Here is a 19,900-nt window from a genome sequence, read left to right as displayed (position 1 = left end):
TCTATTCCTCTTTCTTTAAGTCCAAGCGCATAGCGACTTCGTTATTTTCTTCTATAAATCCTGTTTCCTGAAAACCCAAACTAGTCAACAGGTGCTTCATTTTTTCATTTCCAACCACATAATCTGCAACAATATGACTGCAGACTCTATCCATCTGAGCCTCTTTGATTAGAACTTCCAAGGCTTTTCTACCATAACCTCTTCCTTGGTACTGCTGACCAATCATTATCCGCCAGATAAAGTATTCCGCTTCATCCTTGTCTATTTCCAGCAGGAGAAAGCCAACCACTTGCTTATCCCAATAGATTGCCCTCGGAAACACATCTTCATTTTCCCGGTAGAGCCATGCGTCAGCTAAAGAGCGTACATTTGGAGCCACAAAACGTGCTCGTTCATCAGCTTCAGATATTTTCAAATCCAGCACTGCCTGAAAACTGCTCTCATCTACTAATTTCATCTCAATCATTTTTTCTCCTTTTGAATAAATAGGGTTTTGAGGTGATTAAAGACTAATCTAACTCATATAAAAGGTAGTTATCAAAATTTATGATTCCTTTGAGGTAATCTCGGTCTGCTTTAGACAACTCAAATTCTGGAAAAGTCGCAATTAAACTGGACAAATAAAAATAATTCGGGTGCCTACGATAAGAAAAACCTGCTTGACCGAATTTCCCTTGACAAAAATCATAGGCAAGTTTCAATTCTTGACTTGTGACACCGTCTAAAATTTTATCTAACTCTGAAAGCTGACTTTTATCAGTATTTTCTATCATAGCTTTCACTGTATTTACTAAAACAAAAAGAAAATCATTAGTATTATCCAGTAGGATTGGTCTGTTAGATAACTTATTCTTTAACTCCATATAGTATTGGTCCATAATCATTTCTTCCTCTCCACTCCCAAACTATCCAACAATTCTGGATACAGTTTGTACTCTGTTTCGTGTATGCGAGTCTCGAAAGTATCTAGGGTATCCCCTTCAAGCCGTGGCACACGCACTTGTTTGATAACCTTTCCTGTATCCACACCTGAATCCACCCAATGAATGGTCACGCCGCTCTCAGCAACGCCAGCATTCCAAGCATCCTCAATCCCATGAGCTCCTGGAAATTCTGGCAGGTAGGCTGGATGAATGTTGACAATCCTGCCTTCATAAGCCGCCAATAAGGTTGGCCCAACGATTTTCATGTAGCCTGCTAGACAAACCAAGTCAATCTGGTGTTCTTCCAAGAGTTCGACAAGGGCCGCTTCGTAGTCTGCCTTGCTCTCAAACTCCTTGAGTTCAAAATCATAGGACAGAACGCCGAGCTTGTCTGCACGTTCGAGCACATAGGCGTCACGATGGTCTGAAAAGACAAACTCTACTGGAAATTGTTCCGCTATCACCTGAAAATTTGAGCCATTACCAGAGGCAAAAACCGCTATTTTTTTCATTTGATGATGACACTTTCGTTTTCTTTCTTGACGATGTGACCAATTTCATAGACTGGTTCATCCAGCAATTCCTTGACACGACCTACATTTTCAGGGCTGACTGCTAGCATAAGTCCCACACCCATATTGAAGATTTCAAACATTTCTTCATGTTTGATTTTACCATATTTTTCAAGAGCTTTGAAAATAGGAAGCACTGGAACTTTGCTTTCATCAATCTCAGCAGCTAGGTCATCTGCAAACATACGAGAGACATTTTCGATAAAGCCACCACCAGTGATGTGGGCAATGCCATTGACCAAGCCTTCCTTGATGAGTGGTAAGACAGCCTTGACATAGATACGAGTCGGTTCAAGAAGAACTTCCTTGAGTTGCTTGCCTTCCAATTCTGGCAAGATTTCCTCACCTGTGTAATCCGCAAAGACACGACGAACAAGAGAGTAACCATTGGAGTGAATCCCACTTGAAGCAAGTCCGAGAAGAATATCTCCTTCTGCCACCTTTGAACCGTCAATGATTTGAGATTTTTCAGCCACACCGACCGCAAAACCAGCCAAGTCATAGTCATCTTCGCCGTACATGCCAGGCATTTCAGCCGTTTCTCCACCAATGAGGGCAGCGCCTGCCTGCACACAACCTTCTGCCACACCAGCGACAACTTGTTCTAGCTTAGCTGGTTCATTCTTCCCTGTCGCTACGTAGTCAAGGAAATAGAGGGGTTCCGCACCCGCAGCGATGATATCATTGACACACATGGCCACACAGTCCTGACCGATAGTATCGTGCTTGTCGTATTTGATAGCCAACATGAGTTTGGTTCCGACACCATCAGTTCCTGAAATCAAGACAGGTTCTTTGACACCTGTTTTTGAAAGGTCAAACATACCACCAAAGCCTCCCAGAGCTCCCATGACACCTGCACGCTCCGTACGAGCCACGTGCTTTTTAATCCGTTCAACAACTTCATAACCCGCTTCAACATCCACACCAGATTGAGCGTACGCATTTTTATTTGCCATTTTATTTTTCCTTTTCTTTTTTGGGAAAGACTGCGACGTATTTTTAGATAAACAATTATTTTATCTAAAAATACTAGTCAGGTCTCTAGCTTTGGTCCCATAGGAGAAAGCGTCTACTGACAAATGCTTTAACTTTTAGTCAGTAGTGAGACGTGAAGCATAAGCATTCTTATTTGTCATTTTTATATTCCTTTTCTTTAATGGAGAATCTGTCATCTATTTGTAAAAACTGGTCTTTTCTTCCAAACTTCGACGATAGTCTTCTTCATAGTCGTAGAGAGGCGTTGGGTAATCACCGTCAAAGTAAGCGACACAGAGACCGCCATTTGGCGCATCCGTTTCAATACCAATTGAATCAATCAACCCTTCAACAGAAAGATAAGTCAGACTGTCCGCACCAATGATTTGGCGAGTTTCTTCAACAGTATGATTGGCCGCAATTAGCTCCTGACGGGTCTGGATATCAATCCCGTAGAAGCATGGATAAGCAAGCGCTGGACTACCAATGGCAACGTGAACCTCAGTCGCACCAGCTTCTTTCAAGAGCTGAACGATACGACGAGAGGTTGTTCCACGTACAATAGAGTCATCAATCATAACCACACGCTTGCCTTTGACAACACCAGAAACAGCAGATAGTTTCATCCGCACCCCTTGCTCCCGCAATTCTTGAGTCGGTTGGATAAAGGTCCGTTGGGTGTATTGGTTCTTGATAAGTCCCATTTCATTTGGCAAGCCTGATTCTTCCGCAAATCCCATAGCCGCGCTGAGGGAAGAATTGGGTACACCGACCACGATATCCGCCTCATGCTTGAATTCACGCGCCAATTGGGCACCCATACGTTTACGTGCCGTATGAACATTGACACCATGAATGTTAGAATCAGGGCGGGCAAAATAGATATACTCCATAGAACAGATTGCTAACTGAGTATCATCTGTATAGCTATCATACTGGATGCCCTTGTCATCAATGATCACAATCTCACCTGGCCTCAAATCACGAATCCATTCAGCACCAATAACCTCAAAAGCACAGGTTTCAGAGGAAACAACCACCGCTCCGTTAGCCATTTTCCCGATAGAAAGCGGACGGAAACCATTGGGGTCAAGAGCCGCAATCAACTTGTCCTCAAACAGCAAGATATAGGCAAAACCACCTTTGACAAGGCTGAGCGCTTCCTTGATTTTGCCCATCAGGCTAGGATTATGACTGCGACGAATGAGGTGAGCCAAGATTTCAGAGTCCGAAGTCGCACTGAAAATCGCGCCTCTTTGTTCCAGTTCTTTCTTGAGAGAGGCTGCATTGGTCAGATTTCCATTATGAGCCAACCCAAACTGCATATCGTGAAAACGGAAGAGGAAGGGCTGGATATTATCTACAGAAGCTTCGCCAGCAGTCGCGTAACGCACATGCCCAATCGCACCAGTTCCCGTCAATTTATCCAAATTAGCAGGATTTCTGAAGACTTCTGATAAAAGTCCCATGTCACGATGGCGCTTCAATTGCCCCTGATCATTGGAGAGGATTCCTGCCCCCTCTTGACCACGGTGCTGAAGACTATGGAGACCAAAATAGGTCAACTTAGCAGCATCTGGATGTCCCCAAATACCGAAAACACCACATTCTTCATTAAGAGATTTTACTTCGTATGTCATTTTTTATACCTAATTTTCATTTGTAATCATCAAGAGCTAGATTTACATGACTTTTACATTACTGATACCATCTATTAGAAAATCTGTAAGTCTTATTTTCCAGTGAAATGTTTAACCGCTGATGCGAACAGGTGTTGGTCTTTATTGCCTGGGATATTTTGGAAAAGACCATCCTCATAACGTTCTGAGTGGCCCATCTTACCGATGATTTGACCATTCTTGCTGGTAATTCCTTCGATGGCATGGACAGAACCATTCGGATTGTACTTAGAATCCATACTTGGTTTACCGTTAAAGTCAACGTATTGGCTGAAAATTTGTCCATTGTCACGGAGCTCTGCAAATTCCTCAGCCGTCACGACAAACTTCCCTTCACCGTGCGAAACAGGAATAGCGTGGATATCGCCCACTTGCACACCAGCCAACCATGTCGAGTTGCTATTGGCAATACGAGTTTCCACCATCTTGGCCACGTGTTGGTTGGCATCATTGTAGAAGAGGGTTGGACTAGTACTGTTAGCATCTTCAAAGTTTCCGTATGGTAGGAGACCCGATTTGACTAAGGCTTGGAATCCATTACAAATACCGATAATCAAGCCACCACGGGCGATAAAGCTATCAATAGCCACACGCACTTTTTCATTAAGCAGGATATTGACGATAAACTTAGCTGAACCATCTGGTTCATCCGCAGCCGAGAATCCACCGGCAAAGAAGAGAATGTTAGCCTTACCGATGTTGTCAACCATGGTTTCAACTGACTTGACAATGGCTTCTTCATTGAGTGTCACGAATGGCACCAAGTTAACCTCTGCGCCTTCTTTTTCAAATGCCTTGGCTGAGTCATATTCTGAGTTGGTTCCCGGGAATACTGGGATATAGACCACCGGTTTTTCAACCTTTTCTTTTGCTTTAATCACAACATCTGATACCACAGCTGGTACTTCAGCCAGTTCTTTGGCTTGAGCAAATTCTGTTGGGTAAACTTCTTCCAATTTGCCTTGGAAGGCACTGTCAAGTTTGTGTCCATCTAGCTTCACACCGTTGACAGTCAGTGTAAAGGCTGCTTTCGTTTGTCCAATCTTCTCTACTCCAGCAATTTCTTCAGGAGATGTGAAGACAAATCCGCCCAATTGTGCTGTCAAAGAACTTTCAAGTTCAGGCAAGATTACCTCTGCACCGATATGATTTCCAAAAGTAGCAAGAGCCAAACTTTCAACTACACCACCGTATTTGACAGCTGATGCAGACGTCACTTTATGGTCAGCTTGGCTTGCTTCAAACTGAGCAAAATTTTTCTTAATCAAGTCAAAATCAATCTCTGCAGAGAGGGCTTGACCTGGGATGTAGTAGATATTTTCCCCAACATCTTTAAATTCTGGAGAGAGCACCTTACGGCTATCTGCCGTCGTCACCCCAAATGCAACCAAGGTTGGCGGAACGGTCAATTCTTCAAAGGTACCAGACATGGAGTCCTTCCCACCGATAGATGGCAAGCCAAGTTGAATCTGAGCTTCAATAGAGCCTAGAAGGGCGGCTACTGGCTGACCAAAACGCTCTGCTTGCTTGTCCATCCGCTCGAAATATTCTTGGTAAGAGAAACGAGCCTTAGACCATTTGGCACCAGCAGCCACCAAACGAGCAGTTGCTTCGATAACCGCATAAGCAGCACCGTGGTATGGAGACCATTCAGCTACATATGGGTTGAAACCTTGAGCAATGACCGACGCAGTATGAGTCACACCGTGTTGAACTGGCAATTTCTGCACAGATGCCTCAGTTGGTGTAAGTTGGTAACGACCACCAAGTGGGTGATTAACCGTTGAGCGTCCAACAGAGCAGTCAAAGACAGTCTGTAATCCTTTTTGACTTGCATGGTTGAGGTCAGATAGAACCGTAAGGGTATCTGATTCCAGTGTGTCAGCGCTTGTTGTGCGTTCTTCTGGGAGTTTGACATCCTTATCTACAACCTTTGCATCAACGACCACGCGCACACCATTGGTATCAAGGAAACGGCGTTCCAAGTCGACAATGGTTTCACCATTCCAGTGCATGACAAGATTTGGTTTTTCCGTCACTGTCGCCACCACAACAGCGTCAATATTTTCTTTGTTACATTCAGCAACGAAGGCATCTACATCCTCAGGACGAACCACGACTGCCATCCGTTCTTGAGATTCAGAGATGGCAATTTCGGTACCATTCAATCCTTGGTATTTAAGAGGCACCTTATTAAGGTCGATTTCAAGACCGTCTGCCAATTCACCGATAGCTACACAGACACCACCAGCACCAAAGTCATTAGACTTCTTGATAAGACGAGTGACATCGCCATTACGGAACAGACGTTGAATCTTGCGTTCTTCGATGGCATTCCCTTTTTGAACCTCAGCACCAGCAGTCTCTACAGACTCAACCGTTTGAACTTTAGAAGAACCTGTCGCACCACCGACACCGTCACGTCCAGTCTTACCACCGAGGAGGATAATGACATCGCCCGCTTCCGGTTTTTCACGGACAACATTGCCCTTGGGAGCCGCACCAACAACGGCACCAAGTTCCATACGTTTAGCAACGAAACCTGGGTGGAAATATTCACGAACGTAGGTTGTTGCAAGCCCAATCTGGTTACCGTATGAAGAATAACCATGAGCCGCTGTTTTAGAAATGACTTGTTGTGGCAGTTTCCCAGCGCGAGTTTCTGAAATCGGTGCTGTAATATCACCAGCACCTGAGATCCGCATGGCTTGGTAAACATATGAGCGACCTGACAATGGGTCACGAATGGCTCCACCGATACAGGTAGCAGCCCCACCAAATGGCTCAATTTCCGTTGGGTGGTTGTGAGTTTCATTCTTGAACATTAGGAGCCATGGTTCTTTCACACCATCAACGTCCACTTCGATTTCTACTGAGCAAGCATTGATTTCATCTGACACTTCCATGTCGTCCAAACGTCCATTGGCACGCTCATAACGACCGAAAATAGTTGCCATATCCATCAAGGTTTGCGGTTTTTCCGTACGTCCCAACTCATCACGCATAGCGATATATTTGTCATAGGTTGACTGCAATTGCTTTTGGAATTTAGAAGCTGAGAAATCAATCTGTTTCAACTCTGTCTCAAAAGTCGTGTGACGGCAGTGGTCAGACCAGTAAGTATCCAAAACCTTGAGTTCTGTTTCCGTCGGCACGCGCCCGATTGACTTAAAGTAGTCTTGGATAAAGAGCAAATCATCCACTTCCATGGCCATCCCTTGCTCGGCCTTGTAGCGAGCAAAGTCTTCTGCCCTATAGCTTTCAAAGAAAGTCAATTTAGGAATGGTCTTGTCTGACTCAGAAAATTCCTGCTTGGCAATCCCTGTCGTGATGTCCTTGAAACGAGAATCAACTGGGTTGAGCAAGTAGTTCTTGACCGCTTCCAACTCAGTCGCATCAATATCCTTATTGACCAAATACAATTGTGCTGTATTGACCGTTACATCACTCGAACTTCCCAGCAAAAGCAAGGCTTCTTGCGAAGAAGCTGCACGCTGGTCAAACTGCCCTGGCAGGCTTTCAATGGCAAAGAAAGCATAATTAGCAAGATCCGCCTGCACAGATACTTCATCTAAAACATGGTCGGTCACCTGCTCAGAGAAGATGTGCTTCTCTGCAGGTGCAAACAAGTCCTCCGCCAAATCAAAGACATCATAGACTTGCACAATACGAATACTTTTCAAGCTTGAAAGTCCCAAGTTATGCTGGAGTTCTCTCACCAAACTCTCTGACTTGACCTGAAAATCAGCCTTTTTTTCAACAAAAATACGTTTATCCATCAATCCTTATTCCTTTATTTCAGCTCTTGCAATGTTCCCAACGACCTTGAGGTTGTTATTTCAATTCCTGCAACTTTTCCCAAACAATCTCATAAACGTCTGTTAGCTCTCCTAATCCCCTACGGAGTGAAAAGGTCTGGGGGACCTTTTCAGCCTGAGTCCTTTTAGTTGAGAGACGAAGGTTTTCCGTTGCAAACAGATTATTTCAAACCTTGCAACTTCTCCCAGACAACTTCGTAAACGTCGGTTAGTTCTCCCAATCCTCTACGGAAAACATCCTTATCCATGTGGTTGCCATCCGCATCCCACAAGCGGCAGTTATCTGGTGAAAATTCATCTGATAAGATAATCTTGCCATCCTTGTCAAAACCGAACTCTAGCTTAAAGTCAATCAACTTAAGTCCAATCTCAGCAAACCAGACCTTCAAAAGTTCATTGATACGACGAGTTTCTTCCTTCAAGTAGGCGATTTGCTGGTCATCCGCAATCTGTAGGAATTTCACATGTTCGTCATTGATAAACGGGTCATCCAAATCATCATTTTTATAGTAAAATTCGACAATCGGAGTCTCAAATGCGATTCCTTCGTCTACACCAAAACGTTTTGAAAAGGAACCAGCCGTGTAGTTTCGGAGCACGACTTCCAAAGGAATAATCTTAACCTTTTTATTGAGTTGCTCCGTGTCTGAAAGCTTCTCCACAAAGTGAGTCGCTACACCAGCTGCATTTAACTTCTCAAAAATAAAAGATGAAATCTGATTATTCAAGACTCCCTTACCTGCAATCTGCTCCTTCTTGACACCATTGAAAGCAGTCGCCTGGTCCTTGTAAGTTGAAATAATAAGATTTTCATCCTCTGTTGTATAGATATCTTTAGCTTTTCCCGAATAGATCAATTGTTTTGACATTTTAAAGTTCGCCTTTCGTATTACTTGAGCACATTCTACCATAAAAAACCAAAAAATACAAGAATTTAACCGAATAAATAGCGTAGTGACGTCAAAAATCATAAAGAAAAAACTGCAAGAAACATCTTTCTCACAGTTTTAAAATCATTTAACTCTAAAAACACGAACATTACTCTTTGTTCAAAAATTGATCCAAATAATAACGCAGATAACTTTTCTTGCCCGTAATCATCTGCAGGCGACCTTCCACCCCATATCGAAGTTTTTCAGCCTGCTCCGAAGTTAGATTAGTCTCCGCCTCGATTTTAAAGAAATTCCCTTTCTCAGTCTTAGTAGCTGTCGCATCAATACTTGTAATAGTAGAATCTAGGAAAAATTGATTCTTGGCATCATGAGTCGTAGTATAGCGAACAGAATCACCGACCTTGATCCTTGCTACATCTTTCGAACTGAGATAAGCTGTAAGTTTGGCTTTCCCTTCTTTTTCCAAGGACGGATAGAGTTGGGCTAGTAAGGCACCTTCTGCAACCATGCTAGAATCACTGGTCTCAGGATTGAGATGAAGTACCCCATCCTCACTCGCCGTAATTTTCCCCTTGTCTAAAAGATTTCCCTGTACCTTCTTACCTGACTCTGCTTCCAAGATTTTCTGGTCTAGAAGGGTCAATTCCTGACCAACCTTTGCCAAGTGTTGGGATTTGAGAGACTCCAATTGACTGCTTAAACCAGACGCGTAGGCTTGCTGGGTACCTGAACCTGCATACTGAACACGGTAAGTAGCAAGACTAGATTCTAACTGAGAAAGCTGCGCTTCAACCTGCGCAACAGCCTGAGCCTTAGCTTGCGGATTTTCCTCGCCCTGAGACTTGTAGGACTGGTAGAGAGAGTAGGCTAGATTCTGACTGGCCAAGGAAGCACCTGTTTCCATAGCTGACTTAGCTGTCTGGTAATCGCGAATTTTAGCCTCTGTTTGACTGATGAGATTCCCGATTTCAGCTTGGGTTTGACTAGTTGCTGCATTCTGGGACGCGATGGTCTCGTTTTGTTGCGATGTACTAGCCCTAAGACTGCCTGCTTGACTGATGTAGTCGCGAAAGGTGGCTTGGTAGCCAAACTTATCCTCCTCTGGAAAGTGGTTCTCCCCTTCTTGCAGGCTCTTTTGCAAATACTCCAATTGCTTTTTTTGATCCTTAAGCATGTCCAACTGACTAGCATAGGCCTCTGCTTGGATACCCTCCGCCCCTTCCTGATATTGAACCAACAGTTCTCCCTTTTTAACCAGCTTATTTTCTTCCAAATGATTGACAAGAATGCGATTGTTGCTAGTTGACTGGATATTTGCAAGGATACGACTAGGTTCGACAGTAGCCCTAGTAGACAAGCTCATCTCCTTCTCTGCAAATGTTGCAAATCCAAGCAAAAACACGAGCAGAAGGGACATAGGTACAATCACCCGACTGGAAAAATTATGGTAACGACGATTATAAAACTCCGCACTTTCTAAAAATTCTGCTTTCATCCTCTCCTCTTTCTAGCTATTTACCAAATGGGCATAAAAGCCACCCTGTGCAAGCAAATCATCATGCTTTCCTTCTTCGACAATCTTGCCCTGATCCAAAACAACCACCTTCTCTGTCCGCTCAGCAATGGTCAAGCGGTGAGCAATGAAAATCAAGGTCTTGTTCAAAGCCATGAGATTATCAACAATTCGCTTCTCTGTCAAAATATCCAAACTGCTAGTCGCCTCATCCAAAATCAAGACCGGTGCATCTGTCAAGAGAGCACGCGCCAGAGCGATTCTCTGCCGTTGACCACCTGAAATCCCTGCCCCATCCGAAGTCAACTCTGTCTGGTAATTCAGTGGCATCCGCTCAATGTCCTCCCGAATCTCTGCCAATTCAACCGCCCGTAAGATGTCTTCCTGTGTCGTCCCCTCCTTGGCTCCCAAAAGAAGATTGTCCAAAATCGTTCCGTTAAAGACATAGGGCTGTTGAGGCAGATAGTTAATGTACTGGCGCAGGGCTTTTTTATCAATCTGATTGAGATTGACACCACCCAGACTAATCTCTCCCTGACTTGGGTCGTAAAAATTAACCATCATCTTGGCCAATGTCGTCTTACCTGACCCTGAAATCCCCACAAAAGCCACCTTAGAGCCTTGAGGAATGGTCAAATTGATATCCGACAAGACATCTCGACCATAGCCATACTTATAGTAAACCTGCTTGAAAGTCATCTCTCCCTTCATCAAGCTCAAATCCTCAACTGTTTTCTTCTCCTCAAACTCCGAAGCTACCAGATACACTTCATTTAAACGGTTATTGGCAACCTGCGCTGTCTGAAGCTTGGTTTGCAGATTGATGATATTTTCCAAAGGATTGGTAAAGTAAACAAGCAAGGTATTATAGGTAATCAACTGCCCCAAACTCATCTTGCCATCCATGACCAGAACAGCCCCCATCCAGAGAATGCCGACATTGAGCAAGAGATGGGCAACTTTTTTCAGAGCCTTTTGCTGACTCTCTGCCCGACTATAGGTAAAGGATTTCTTCAGATAATCCACAAATTCCTTGTCAATCTTTTGGTAACGCTGACTTTCACTGGTCAAAGACTTGATAGTCTCAATACCGTTGATGTCCTCAATGATAGAAGAAGACAGAACCGCATTGGCTTCCATGGTGTCCCGATTCATCTTTTCAAACGGCTTCATAAAGGCAAAGATAATCACTGTGTAGATAGGCAGCGCCAATAAGGTCATGAAAAAGAGATTGGTATTTTGTGAAAATAAAACAAGGGAAATAATGACAACCGTTGACACATCTAGGAAAATCGAAAGGATGGTCGAAGCCAGCGCATCAATAATACTATTGGCATCTGTAAAACGAGACACGATTTCCCCTGTTCTGCGTGTCGCAAAGAAGGACATGGGCAAGTGAAAAACATGCTTGATATAGGACAAAATCACATCAATCGACAAGCGTTGCCCCAAAACAAGTAAGAGATACTCCTGAGCGTAAGACAAAATCTGCTGGAGAATATAGACGATAACCAGCCCAATAGAAATAATCCCAAGCGTCGAACGCATCTGATCTGGCACATAGGTATCAATGATAGACTGCAGATAATAAGAACCCACAATGTTAATCAAGGTTACCAAGAGTGTTGCCAAAACGATATTGGCAATCAAGCCACGCTGCTTCACTAATATAGGGATAAAAGAGAGCAGACCATTCTTTTGTTCCTTATGAGGCTTGTAGTCTGGACTAGGTGCCATAAAAAGAGTCACTCCTGTCCATTCTTCCGCAAAACGCTCACGTGGCAGTTTGGTCAATTTCACCCCAGGATCTGGATCGGCAATATGAATGCTATCCTTATCCTGCCCAGTCACCACATAGTAGTGGAGCAATTTTCCTTCCTTAAGAACATGGGCAACAAAAGGAAAAGTCAAATCTGGCAAGTCAAAGAGCGTCATATCCGCCTTAATTGCTCGCGTCTCAAAACCAATTTCCTCTGCCACCTTGACCAAGCCCAAAGCCGTCGTCCCATCCATAGTCGTCTTAGCCAATTCTCGCAAGTGAGCCAAAGAATAATAACTACCATAGTAGCCAAAAACCATAGCTAATGAAGCTACACCGCAGTCCATCTGATCCACCTGCGGACGATAGTGACGTTTCCCAAATTTCATCTTCATCTCCTTTTTCCTAATACTCAATGAAAATCAAAGAGCAAACTAGGAAACTAGCCGCAGGCTGCTCAAAACACTGTTTTGAGGTTGTAGATAGGACTGACGAAGTCAGTCACATATATACGGCAAGGCGACGTTGACGTGGTTTGAATTTGATTTTCGAAGAGTATAAACTCATCTGATAACAACTATCTTACCCCAATCCTCAAACAAAAACTGGACTTCCTCCCCAAATGCGCCTATCTCCCTCCCAACTGCACTTTTTGGATAAAGAAAATAGGCAGAACAAACGTTCTACCTAGAAAATATAAGAATTCCAAGTTAATAAAACCGAAATGATTTCGTGTCATTATTAAGTAAAGAAAAGAAATTTTAGTATTTCTAAAAACTATTTATAATAGACACTATAGCATTAAATAAAAATGGTACAGAAAATACTACTGTCAATCTTAAATTTTTAAATCTCGCATAATTTGTTATCCCAATTAGTAATACTGTCAATATGCTGAAATAAGCAAACTTTATATCCGATGGATTAAATAAGTAACAAAGTAAAATGCTAAAACTTAAGGTTATATTTTTAGATAAAAGAATATCTCCAAAGTTCCTCTTATCCTTATCAAAAAATAATGTAATCAGAAAGAGAGAAAATCCATATTCAATAAGAGTTGCTATAAATGTGAAAACAACAGAAATCACTGTCAATATTGTTTCTATTTTAATTGTAAAAAGATTAGATAGTTCAGATAATTTATCAATTTGTTCATCTAAAATTCCCGACTTCATCAGTAAATCAATAAACAAATATAAAAGAAAAAGATAAATAATCAGATTCATTAATTTGTATAAACTATTATTTGTTTGAAATTTCATAAACCCGTCCTTCCTCTATTAAAATCCTTTGAGATTTGCTAATCAATTCTTGATTCAATAAATTATGAGATACATATATAATAGTAGAGCTTTCTTTCATGGAAATTAAACGTTTAGCAATCATATCAATACTTCTTGCATCCACTGTTGATAAGGTCTCATCAATAAAAATATAATCCCAATTTTTAGCAAAAATTAAGGATAAGCCTAATTTGAATTTTGTTCCAGTAGATGCTGTCATATAGTTATCTCCGATTTTATTATCAAAAAAAGTATTAATTTGTTCTTTATCCTCAAATGATAGATGGATTTGAAAAGAATCACACAACAACTGCAAATTTTCTTCTATAGTAAATGGAATAACCCCAAGCTGATTGGTATCAAGGTATAGTACATCTTTGGATACACAATTCTTTAAACCACTATCAAAAGTCTCTAGCCCAGCTAAAAGTTGTAGAAGGGTGCTCTTTCCTGAACCATTCTCTCCTTCAACTCTGTAAATTCCCTTATCAATCTCTAGTGATATATTTTTCAGTATACATTTATCATAACTTTTAGATTCATTTTCAATTTTCATAATTTAATTCCCTCTATCAACGCTGCTAAAATTAATAAAATATAAGAAATGATATACCATTTTAAATTACTTTTTATATAAATAAGTATATTTTCAATTCCCCTATCCTTCAATAATCGGTATAAAAGATACTGACTCATACCTTGATACCAAATAAAATTCGGTATTTCAATAAGACCATGAGGTAATATTCCTTTTATTGTAGCTACTATTCCAATCATCTGACCAGATATACCCAATTGTATTCCTAAAGATAGCAAATCAAAAAGTTGCAATAAGGGCGAAATCGGAAAACAGAATAGATATAGCAAAAAATTTGTAGAATTTGCCTGTAAAACTGTCAATGTAAATTGTAATTCCAGTTTCGGAGGTATAGTAGCAAAAGTCTCACTTTTTAATATAAAGCTTAAAAGTAAACCTAGTGAAAAACAGACCGTACAAAATAACACATAGTAAATCAGAAAACCACTTTTTCTCATCTAATGCCCCCTACTAAAGTTACAAATAATATCAGAAAACAATATAAAACCAGAAAACTCCATCTCAATAAACTAATTGTACCTTTAATTAAAAATAGAGCTTTCTTATAATAGACATAGGCTATAAAATAATTGAATGGAATCAATAACAAATTCAACAAAATACTTTTTATATCATTACTATAACTTGTCACCGGAATCAAACATAACAACAATGAAAATTGTAAGAAAGAGATTAAATGCGTCAACATCATTAGTTGTGCATTCTTAAAAAAGAAATTCATTTTAGAATGATTAAGAGCAGATAATTGAAGTAAAGCTAGATCTACCCCAATTGAGGATTTATGATTCCCTATTATTGCCTCCATTAATGTGATATATATTGAGGTATAAAGAAACAATATTGGTATTTTTGTACCATCAATTGATAACATCGTCATCATATACCAAAATAGATAGGAAAGAAGAATACTAATCAAAATAAAAGAAAAAGTTAACCCTTTATTTAACCAACAAAAACGAAGCAATATAAATAGACTGCTACGAAATCTTTTTTGGCTCATTCGACTGCTTTTAAAATAGAAATTACTCGCATGATTATCTAATATCCCCATGACTAAAATAAAATAATTGAGTAGTATGACATAAATTACAACTTGTCCTTGTTCTATAGACAATAGTCCTATAGATAAAAATAAGAACAATTTACTTATAATTGAAAACAAACTAGGTAGAATTAAAGAAATAATTTGAATAACTATCAAACAAAGAGTAATGTATAAATAAAAATATCCAATAATATCTAGAAAATACAAAATAAATAAATAAATGAATGATTGTAAAATTTGGAAAGAATAATATTTCTTGACAATGGCAAGAAGATAGAGAAAAATATAGTTTTTCCTTATATAGAAAGTATTTATTTTTTTACTTTGGATAGGCAGTTTCATATTATAACGATTCAAAGTAGCGTAATCTACTACCAAAAAAAGTAAAAATAATTTCCCTTGAAAAGGAAGATAGCTTTTAAAATAGATTGACAAACTTATGATAACAAAAAACAAAAGGGTTATCCCAATAAAATTAAGATAACCTAAAATACTTTCACATTCTTTTTTAGAAAGTATTTTCATCTAGTTCTACCATAGAGCTGCTTGAGCAGCACTCTTCTTTTTCAATATATAAAGAACTGTTGCTGCAATACCCGAACCAATAGAACCTACTCCTGTGATTGCACCTACAATTGAAATTACTGCTGTAACTGTACTATAAGCACTAATCAAATTGACTACAGTAGCAGCAGCTTTTGTCGAAATTCCTAATGTCCCAGCCAACATAGGAAAAGAAACAACACCTAAGCTTAACCAACTAATGACTGCTAACATTGCTGAAACAATGAGAAATTTATTATGAAATTCCATTCTTTTAGATTTCATTTTAGTGTACTCCTTTTGTATATTATGTATGTTTTATTGAGAGTTAATTCGCACATGTTGTATTCCTAACTCTCTTCAAATGTTCGTCTATATTTTATACTACTTTTATTAACATATCTATAATAAATAAATTACTACTACATTTTCCTAGATTATCAAATTACTTTTATATCACTAAGACTCAATAAAAGATAATGTCTATTTAACTTTTATACGATTACTACCTCCTTTTTAGTTTACACTTCCTACATCATAAATAAACATACTCAACCCTCACAATCTCCAAATCACTCTTTTATATCATTGAAAATTGAGTTTCATCCTCTATACTAATGTAGGAAACCTATTAAAACATTCCTTTAATCCAATATAAGAATACTTTATTCCATTAATCTCTACCTGATATTATAGATAGAACCAAACTCTTATACTTAAAGGGACAAATAACGTTCCAACCATAATAAACCTCCTTTCTTTTTGAGAGCGTTTTCTTTATAGGTTTAGTATAACAAAAACATGAAAAAACAACATGACTTAGAAGTCAGGTTGTTGGGAAATCTATTTGTTTTTCTTCTAAGATTCTCTGAACTAATATCTGATCATCTAGCAATTCTGCTAGAGAAATTGCCTTTTCATAGAAACTTTCTGCCTCTAAAATATTCTTGTCTACAAATAAAGCATATTTTGCCTTTAGCAAAAATAGATGAGGTCGGTAAAAAACATGTCTTGTTTTAGCAATAATTTTCTCAAATGTTTGAATATATATCAGACTATCTTCTGTCTGAATTTGGATAAATAGGCTCAGAAGAACTTTTTCCATCTGAGCTAGGCTAGCCTTATCTTCATATTCTGAACATAGCAATACTTTTTGAGCTAACTCCTCAAAATGTTCTTTATCTTCTAATCCCATAGCACAACAAAAGAAATACAATTCAATAATCAACAAATCATTTACAGAAAAATATTTCTTTTTTAATAACTGCTGGAAATATTCTTCCACTAACCCTAAACCGTAGGTCACATCTGAACTACCATAAATATCAAAACGAGCTTGTGTCACATCCACAATTAACTGCTCTTCCTCAGGCAAATTCTCATAATAGTTTTCATATATTTCCTCAAGTATAGCTTCTTTTCGTTCGATTCTTCCCTTATCAGCGTAGGTTTGAGAATGAATCAGCTCATCTTTGAGTTTTAGGAATCCTTTTGGAATCTCTATAACCTTAACATCCACAATATTCTGTAATGATACTCCAAGTTTATCCGCAATCAATAATAATTTAGGAAGTGTTGCTAAAACTTGCCCATTTTCAATACGTGCTAGCTGACGAATCGTCAACTCTGATTCATCACCACAAATATCTATCTGAGTTTTTCCACAAGATCGCCTAATAGTTTTGATTTTATAACCAATTTCACGTTTCAACTCATCCATAGTAATACTCCTTAAGTTGATTACAAAGATTTCTTTTTCTTCCTAATTCTTTTGTCAATCATGTACAAAACGATAATCGAAAACAGCGGTGGTACAATATAACTCTTTTCACTCATTGTCAGCTGAAATCCCAGAGTTGCTAGTATCTTAAAGATGAAAATATTCATCAAAAATAGAAAAACAAATACTAAAAAATATCTTAAAACCTTCTTCATTTCTTTTCTTCAACTCTCCTAATTTCTATAACTATTTTATCAAAAATACATGTAATACTCAAGGAAAATCAAAAAGCAAACTAGGAAGCTAGCCGCAAGCTGTACTTGAGTACGGTAAGGCGACGCTGACGTGGTTTGAATTTGATTTTCGAAGAGTATAAAACTCCAAATAAACACCTCAACTACACTTTTTTGGCAAAAAATAGGCAGAACAAACGTCCTACCTACTAAAAATATGCTATTGAAAGGAAAATGATTTTTTTCTGATACCCTAGGCAAGCTTGGGACAAATAAATCATTGATAGTAACCTTTACGACATCCTATTTAAAGTTACTTCAATTTTTAATGTCTCTGCTATTTCTAAGCCACCTCTGGTATGATCTATTCATAGTCAGAATAGATAACACCGTTCTAAATTACGATTCATAGTTACTCCTTTTTTTGATTCGTTACTATAAGACACCTATTCCCTATAGAACGTCTACTACCTCAAATTTATCCATTCTTTTTTTCTTTACTTCTGTATAAAAGAATGAAGACCATCATAAATAATGCAATCGTTGGTATATTGAAACTATCAAACCAAGTAGGTAAAGATACTTTATTCATATCAGCTACTAATCTGATGATGATATAAGACATCGAACTAAGTAATACCATGATTTCAGGCCAAACTTTCAGTATTGATTTAACAAATTTCATATTAAACTCCAATGTGATGCATTCCTAGATTCTAGCCTAGCCATTTTAGCGCAGACTAACAAGTCATTCTTAACTGTTTACTCTACTCGCTTTTTATTGACCTTATATCCTAGATAAAAGAGCCCAAATAAAACAGGGTAAATTTCTGGATAAAATAGGGTATTGATTGGATTTCTCAAAATCAAATACGTTGCGATGTAGATTATGAGCGATACGGTAAAATAACCCTCAGTAAAGCCTAATAAAAATGTTTTCATAGAAAGCTCCTATTTACCTGACAAGAATGGCGGGAAAACGCTACCATTCATATACACAAAATCCTTTTGATTCATGTTCTTCATTTATAGTTTTGATTATTTTTTGACAAATCTTTGCGAAAAATACCAAAATATGCTGAGAAAAGCAAACCAACCAAAGTCCATTGCCAATTAAAGTATACTAACGAACCTGTACGAATCACATGAAGCGCGACATTAAGAATTATTCCCAACAAAGGAAATATAGTGGCTAGTTTAGGTAACAATGTATTGAGATTAAGGTTGCGATTATTCATTATCTAACGCCCACGACGAGCAAAATCTGAACCAAATTTGTAACCAGCATTAAAAATTTGTACAGCAGCATTCAGTACTCCTGCAATCCCAACTGCTTCCGCAAGACCAAAACCACCTTTTGTTCCCACTAATTCATCGTCAGATAATTGATAAAATTGTTCTAAGTTCATATTCGTCATTACTCCTTTGTATTATATTTTATTGCTATGTAAATGATTAAAATGAGTATTGGATAAGTAAATACTTCTGAAATATCCATAAAATTTATACTATACTGTCCAGATAATATTTTATAATCAATTAAAATTTGAACGATAGTAAAAATAATACGTAGCGATAACAATACCCCTAATAATATCACTTCTTTTTTTAAAAACATAGAAATGCCTCTCTGACTACAATCAGATTATGGTCTATTCGCATAATACCCCAAAGCTGCTCCTCCAGCAAAAAGCGCTGCTGCTCCACCTGCTACTGCTGCACCTATCTTCCAGATAGACACTCCGGCGATTACAAGAGGCAATGCTCCCCCATCCACAGCCATCAACTCTTCTTCTGTAAGAGCTACAAAGTTCTGTTCCATTTTGTCAAAATTTGTCATCTTTTTTCTCCTCTTGTTCTATTTTTTCTAAATCTTATCTTCTAAAAAATGGGGTTCCAATAAATATACCGCGTAACAATAGACCTGTAATTAGACCCCGTTGATAACTTTCCTTGCTACCACCCACCAGCAAGGCTAAGTCGCTTTCCTTTAATACCTCAACAGTATACTTATCATTCATTTCATTCATCGCTTATCCTCCTAAAAACCAAAACCTCTACGAAATCCAATGTACCAATCTGCAAGGGTCTTCACCCAACTTTCTCCACCTTGAATATCGGTCAATTCTTCCGAAGTTAGCTCAACAAATCCGTAATAATGTTCTTTCATTATTTTATTCCTTTCTTTTTCTTCTCACTTATCTATTCGAAAAAATTTCAAAAATGTACAACTAAATTAAATTTTATTTAAAAAATAATTTAATGAACCATGAATAGAAAATTGGTAGATACATAAAGCAAACTCCTTTCTTTTTCCTCTTACTTATCTATTCGAAAAAAATT

General features: G+C 38.8%; 25 protein-coding genes. All 25 read right to left on the bottom strand.

Annotation, left to right across the window (positions count from 1 at the left end; translation table 11 throughout):
* Nucleotide 1: 1 nt before the first annotated feature.
* The 25 genes from HT687_RS06400 to HT687_RS06290 all read right to left on the bottom strand — a co-directional run bounded on the left by HT687_RS06400 (nucleotide 2) and on the right by HT687_RS06290 (nucleotide 19,727).
* Nucleotides 2-466, bottom strand: a complete 465-nt coding sequence (locus HT687_RS06400; RefSeq protein WP_023935456.1) for a GNAT family N-acetyltransferase — start codon at nucleotides 464-466, stop codon at nucleotides 2-4.
* Between the two features lie 43 nt (nucleotides 467-509).
* A complete protein-coding gene (locus tag HT687_RS06395) occupies nucleotides 510-878 on the bottom strand; it encodes a hypothetical protein (RefSeq protein ID WP_002224354.1) in 369 nt (122 codons plus the stop codon).
* A gap of 2 nt (nucleotides 879-880) precedes the next feature.
* Entirely contained in the window at nucleotides 881-1,435 is a 555-nt protein-coding gene (gene purN, locus HT687_RS06390) for a phosphoribosylglycinamide formyltransferase (protein WP_002256676.1), read from the bottom strand.
* The gene (gene purM, locus HT687_RS06385) at nucleotides 1,432-2,454 is read right to left on the bottom strand and encodes a phosphoribosylformylglycinamidine cyclo-ligase (protein ID WP_023935458.1); all 1,023 of its coding nucleotides are present in this window, start codon (nucleotides 2,452-2,454) and stop codon (nucleotides 1,432-1,434) included. Before purM ends, purN begins: the two co-directional genes overlap by 4 nt.
* A 216-nt stretch (nucleotides 2,455-2,670) precedes the next feature.
* Nucleotides 2,671-4,113, bottom strand: a complete 1,443-nt coding sequence (gene purF, locus HT687_RS06380; protein ID WP_000220653.1) for an amidophosphoribosyltransferase — start codon at nucleotides 4,111-4,113, stop codon at nucleotides 2,671-2,673.
* 92 nt (nucleotides 4,114-4,205) lie between these two features.
* On the bottom strand, nucleotides 4,206-7,931 hold the full coding sequence (locus tag HT687_RS06375; RefSeq protein WP_023935460.1) for a phosphoribosylformylglycinamidine synthase: 3,726 nt from the start codon (nucleotides 7,929-7,931) through the stop codon (nucleotides 4,206-4,208).
* Between the two features lie 55 nt (nucleotides 7,932-7,986).
* Nucleotides 7,987-8,130: a phosphoribosylaminoimidazolesuccinocarboxamide synthase gene (locus tag HT687_RS12345; RefSeq protein ID WP_079211609.1), complete on the bottom strand. Its 144-nt coding sequence runs from the start codon at nucleotides 8,128-8,130 to the stop codon at nucleotides 7,987-7,989.
* A 1-nt stretch (nucleotide 8,131) separates the two neighbouring features.
* A complete protein-coding gene (gene purC, locus HT687_RS06365; protein ID WP_000043297.1) occupies nucleotides 8,132-8,839 on the bottom strand; it encodes a phosphoribosylaminoimidazolesuccinocarboxamide synthase in 708 nt (235 codons plus the stop codon).
* A gap of 169 nt (nucleotides 8,840-9,008) precedes the next feature.
* On the bottom strand, nucleotides 9,009-10,358 hold the full coding sequence (comB, locus tag HT687_RS06360; protein WP_023935462.1) for a competence pheromone export protein ComB: 1,350 nt from the start codon (nucleotides 10,356-10,358) through the stop codon (nucleotides 9,009-9,011).
* A 12-nt stretch (nucleotides 10,359-10,370) separates the two neighbouring features.
* Nucleotides 10,371-12,524 (bottom strand): peptide cleavage/export ABC transporter ComA, encoded by a 2,154-nt coding sequence (comA, locus tag HT687_RS06355; protein WP_023935464.1) that lies wholly within the window; start codon nucleotides 12,522-12,524, stop codon nucleotides 10,371-10,373.
* Between the two features lie 381 nt (nucleotides 12,525-12,905).
* Nucleotides 12,906-13,397 carry a hypothetical protein gene (locus HT687_RS06350; RefSeq protein WP_000671988.1) on the bottom strand — a complete coding sequence of 164 codons (492 nt, stop codon included), beginning with the start codon at nucleotides 13,395-13,397 and terminating at the stop codon, nucleotides 12,906-12,908.
* Nucleotides 13,378-13,974 carry an ATP-binding cassette domain-containing protein gene (locus HT687_RS06345; RefSeq protein WP_000687786.1) on the bottom strand — a complete coding sequence of 199 codons (597 nt, stop codon included), beginning with the start codon at nucleotides 13,972-13,974 and terminating at the stop codon, nucleotides 13,378-13,380. Before HT687_RS06345 ends, HT687_RS06350 begins: the two co-directional genes overlap by 20 nt.
* Nucleotides 13,971-14,453 (bottom strand): stage II sporulation protein M, encoded by a 483-nt coding sequence (locus tag HT687_RS06340; RefSeq protein WP_001232096.1) that lies wholly within the window; start codon nucleotides 14,451-14,453, stop codon nucleotides 13,971-13,973. Before HT687_RS06340 ends, HT687_RS06345 begins: the two co-directional genes overlap by 4 nt.
* The gene (locus tag HT687_RS06335) at nucleotides 14,450-15,586 is read right to left on the bottom strand and encodes a hypothetical protein (RefSeq protein WP_000698830.1); all 1,137 of its coding nucleotides are present in this window, start codon (nucleotides 15,584-15,586) and stop codon (nucleotides 14,450-14,452) included. Before HT687_RS06335 ends, HT687_RS06340 begins: the two co-directional genes overlap by 4 nt.
* 6 nt (nucleotides 15,587-15,592) lie before the next feature.
* Nucleotides 15,593-15,889 carry an uberolysin/carnocyclin family circular bacteriocin gene (locus HT687_RS06330; RefSeq protein ID WP_000837727.1) on the bottom strand — a complete coding sequence of 99 codons (297 nt, stop codon included), beginning with the start codon at nucleotides 15,887-15,889 and terminating at the stop codon, nucleotides 15,593-15,595.
* 541 nt (nucleotides 15,890-16,430) lie between these two features.
* Complete coding sequence (locus HT687_RS06325; protein ID WP_000343893.1) at nucleotides 16,431-17,324, bottom strand: XRE family transcriptional regulator; 894 nt, start codon at nucleotides 17,322-17,324, stop codon at nucleotides 16,431-16,433.
* A gap of 20 nt (nucleotides 17,325-17,344) precedes the next feature.
* A complete protein-coding gene (locus HT687_RS11910) occupies nucleotides 17,345-17,539 on the bottom strand; it encodes a hypothetical protein (RefSeq protein WP_000757185.1) in 195 nt (64 codons plus the stop codon).
* 496 nt (nucleotides 17,540-18,035) lie between these two features.
* Nucleotides 18,036-18,242: a bacteriocin immunity protein gene (locus HT687_RS06320; RefSeq protein WP_000673799.1), complete on the bottom strand. Its 207-nt coding sequence runs from the start codon at nucleotides 18,240-18,242 to the stop codon at nucleotides 18,036-18,038.
* Between the two features lie 77 nt (nucleotides 18,243-18,319).
* Nucleotides 18,320-18,499 (bottom strand): hypothetical protein, encoded by a 180-nt coding sequence (locus tag HT687_RS06315; RefSeq protein ID WP_000846995.1) that lies wholly within the window; start codon nucleotides 18,497-18,499, stop codon nucleotides 18,320-18,322.
* A gap of 80 nt (nucleotides 18,500-18,579) precedes the next feature.
* Complete coding sequence (locus HT687_RS11905; RefSeq protein WP_079247587.1) at nucleotides 18,580-18,795, bottom strand: bacteriocin immunity protein; 216 nt, start codon at nucleotides 18,793-18,795, stop codon at nucleotides 18,580-18,582.
* A gap of 3 nt (nucleotides 18,796-18,798) precedes the next feature.
* Nucleotides 18,799-18,966, bottom strand: a complete 168-nt coding sequence (locus tag HT687_RS06310) for a class IIb bacteriocin, lactobin A/cerein 7B family (protein ID WP_001047582.1) — start codon at nucleotides 18,964-18,966, stop codon at nucleotides 18,799-18,801.
* A gap of 8 nt (nucleotides 18,967-18,974) precedes the next feature.
* A complete protein-coding gene (locus HT687_RS06305) occupies nucleotides 18,975-19,175 on the bottom strand; it encodes a hypothetical protein (RefSeq protein ID WP_000478865.1) in 201 nt (66 codons plus the stop codon).
* A 27-nt stretch (nucleotides 19,176-19,202) separates the two neighbouring features.
* Nucleotides 19,203-19,397: a class IIb bacteriocin, lactobin A/cerein 7B family gene (locus HT687_RS06300; protein WP_000180814.1), complete on the bottom strand. Its 195-nt coding sequence runs from the start codon at nucleotides 19,395-19,397 to the stop codon at nucleotides 19,203-19,205.
* 34 nt (nucleotides 19,398-19,431) lie between these two features.
* A complete protein-coding gene (locus tag HT687_RS06295; protein WP_001004586.1) occupies nucleotides 19,432-19,587 on the bottom strand; it encodes a hypothetical protein in 156 nt (51 codons plus the stop codon).
* 11 nt (nucleotides 19,588-19,598) lie between these two features.
* Complete coding sequence (locus HT687_RS06290; protein ID WP_000658224.1) at nucleotides 19,599-19,727, bottom strand: smi_0059.1 family bacteriocin-like peptide; 129 nt, start codon at nucleotides 19,725-19,727, stop codon at nucleotides 19,599-19,601.
* Nucleotides 19,728-19,900: the final 173 nt, after the last annotated feature.

It is taken from the genome of Streptococcus sp. 1449, from assembly GCF_013276805.1.
GTDB classification, from domain to species: domain Bacteria; phylum Bacillota; class Bacilli; order Lactobacillales; family Streptococcaceae; genus Streptococcus; species Streptococcus pseudopneumoniae.
The sequence above is the reverse complement of the archived record's forward strand: the minus strand, read 5'-3'. Positions and strand labels throughout refer to the sequence as shown.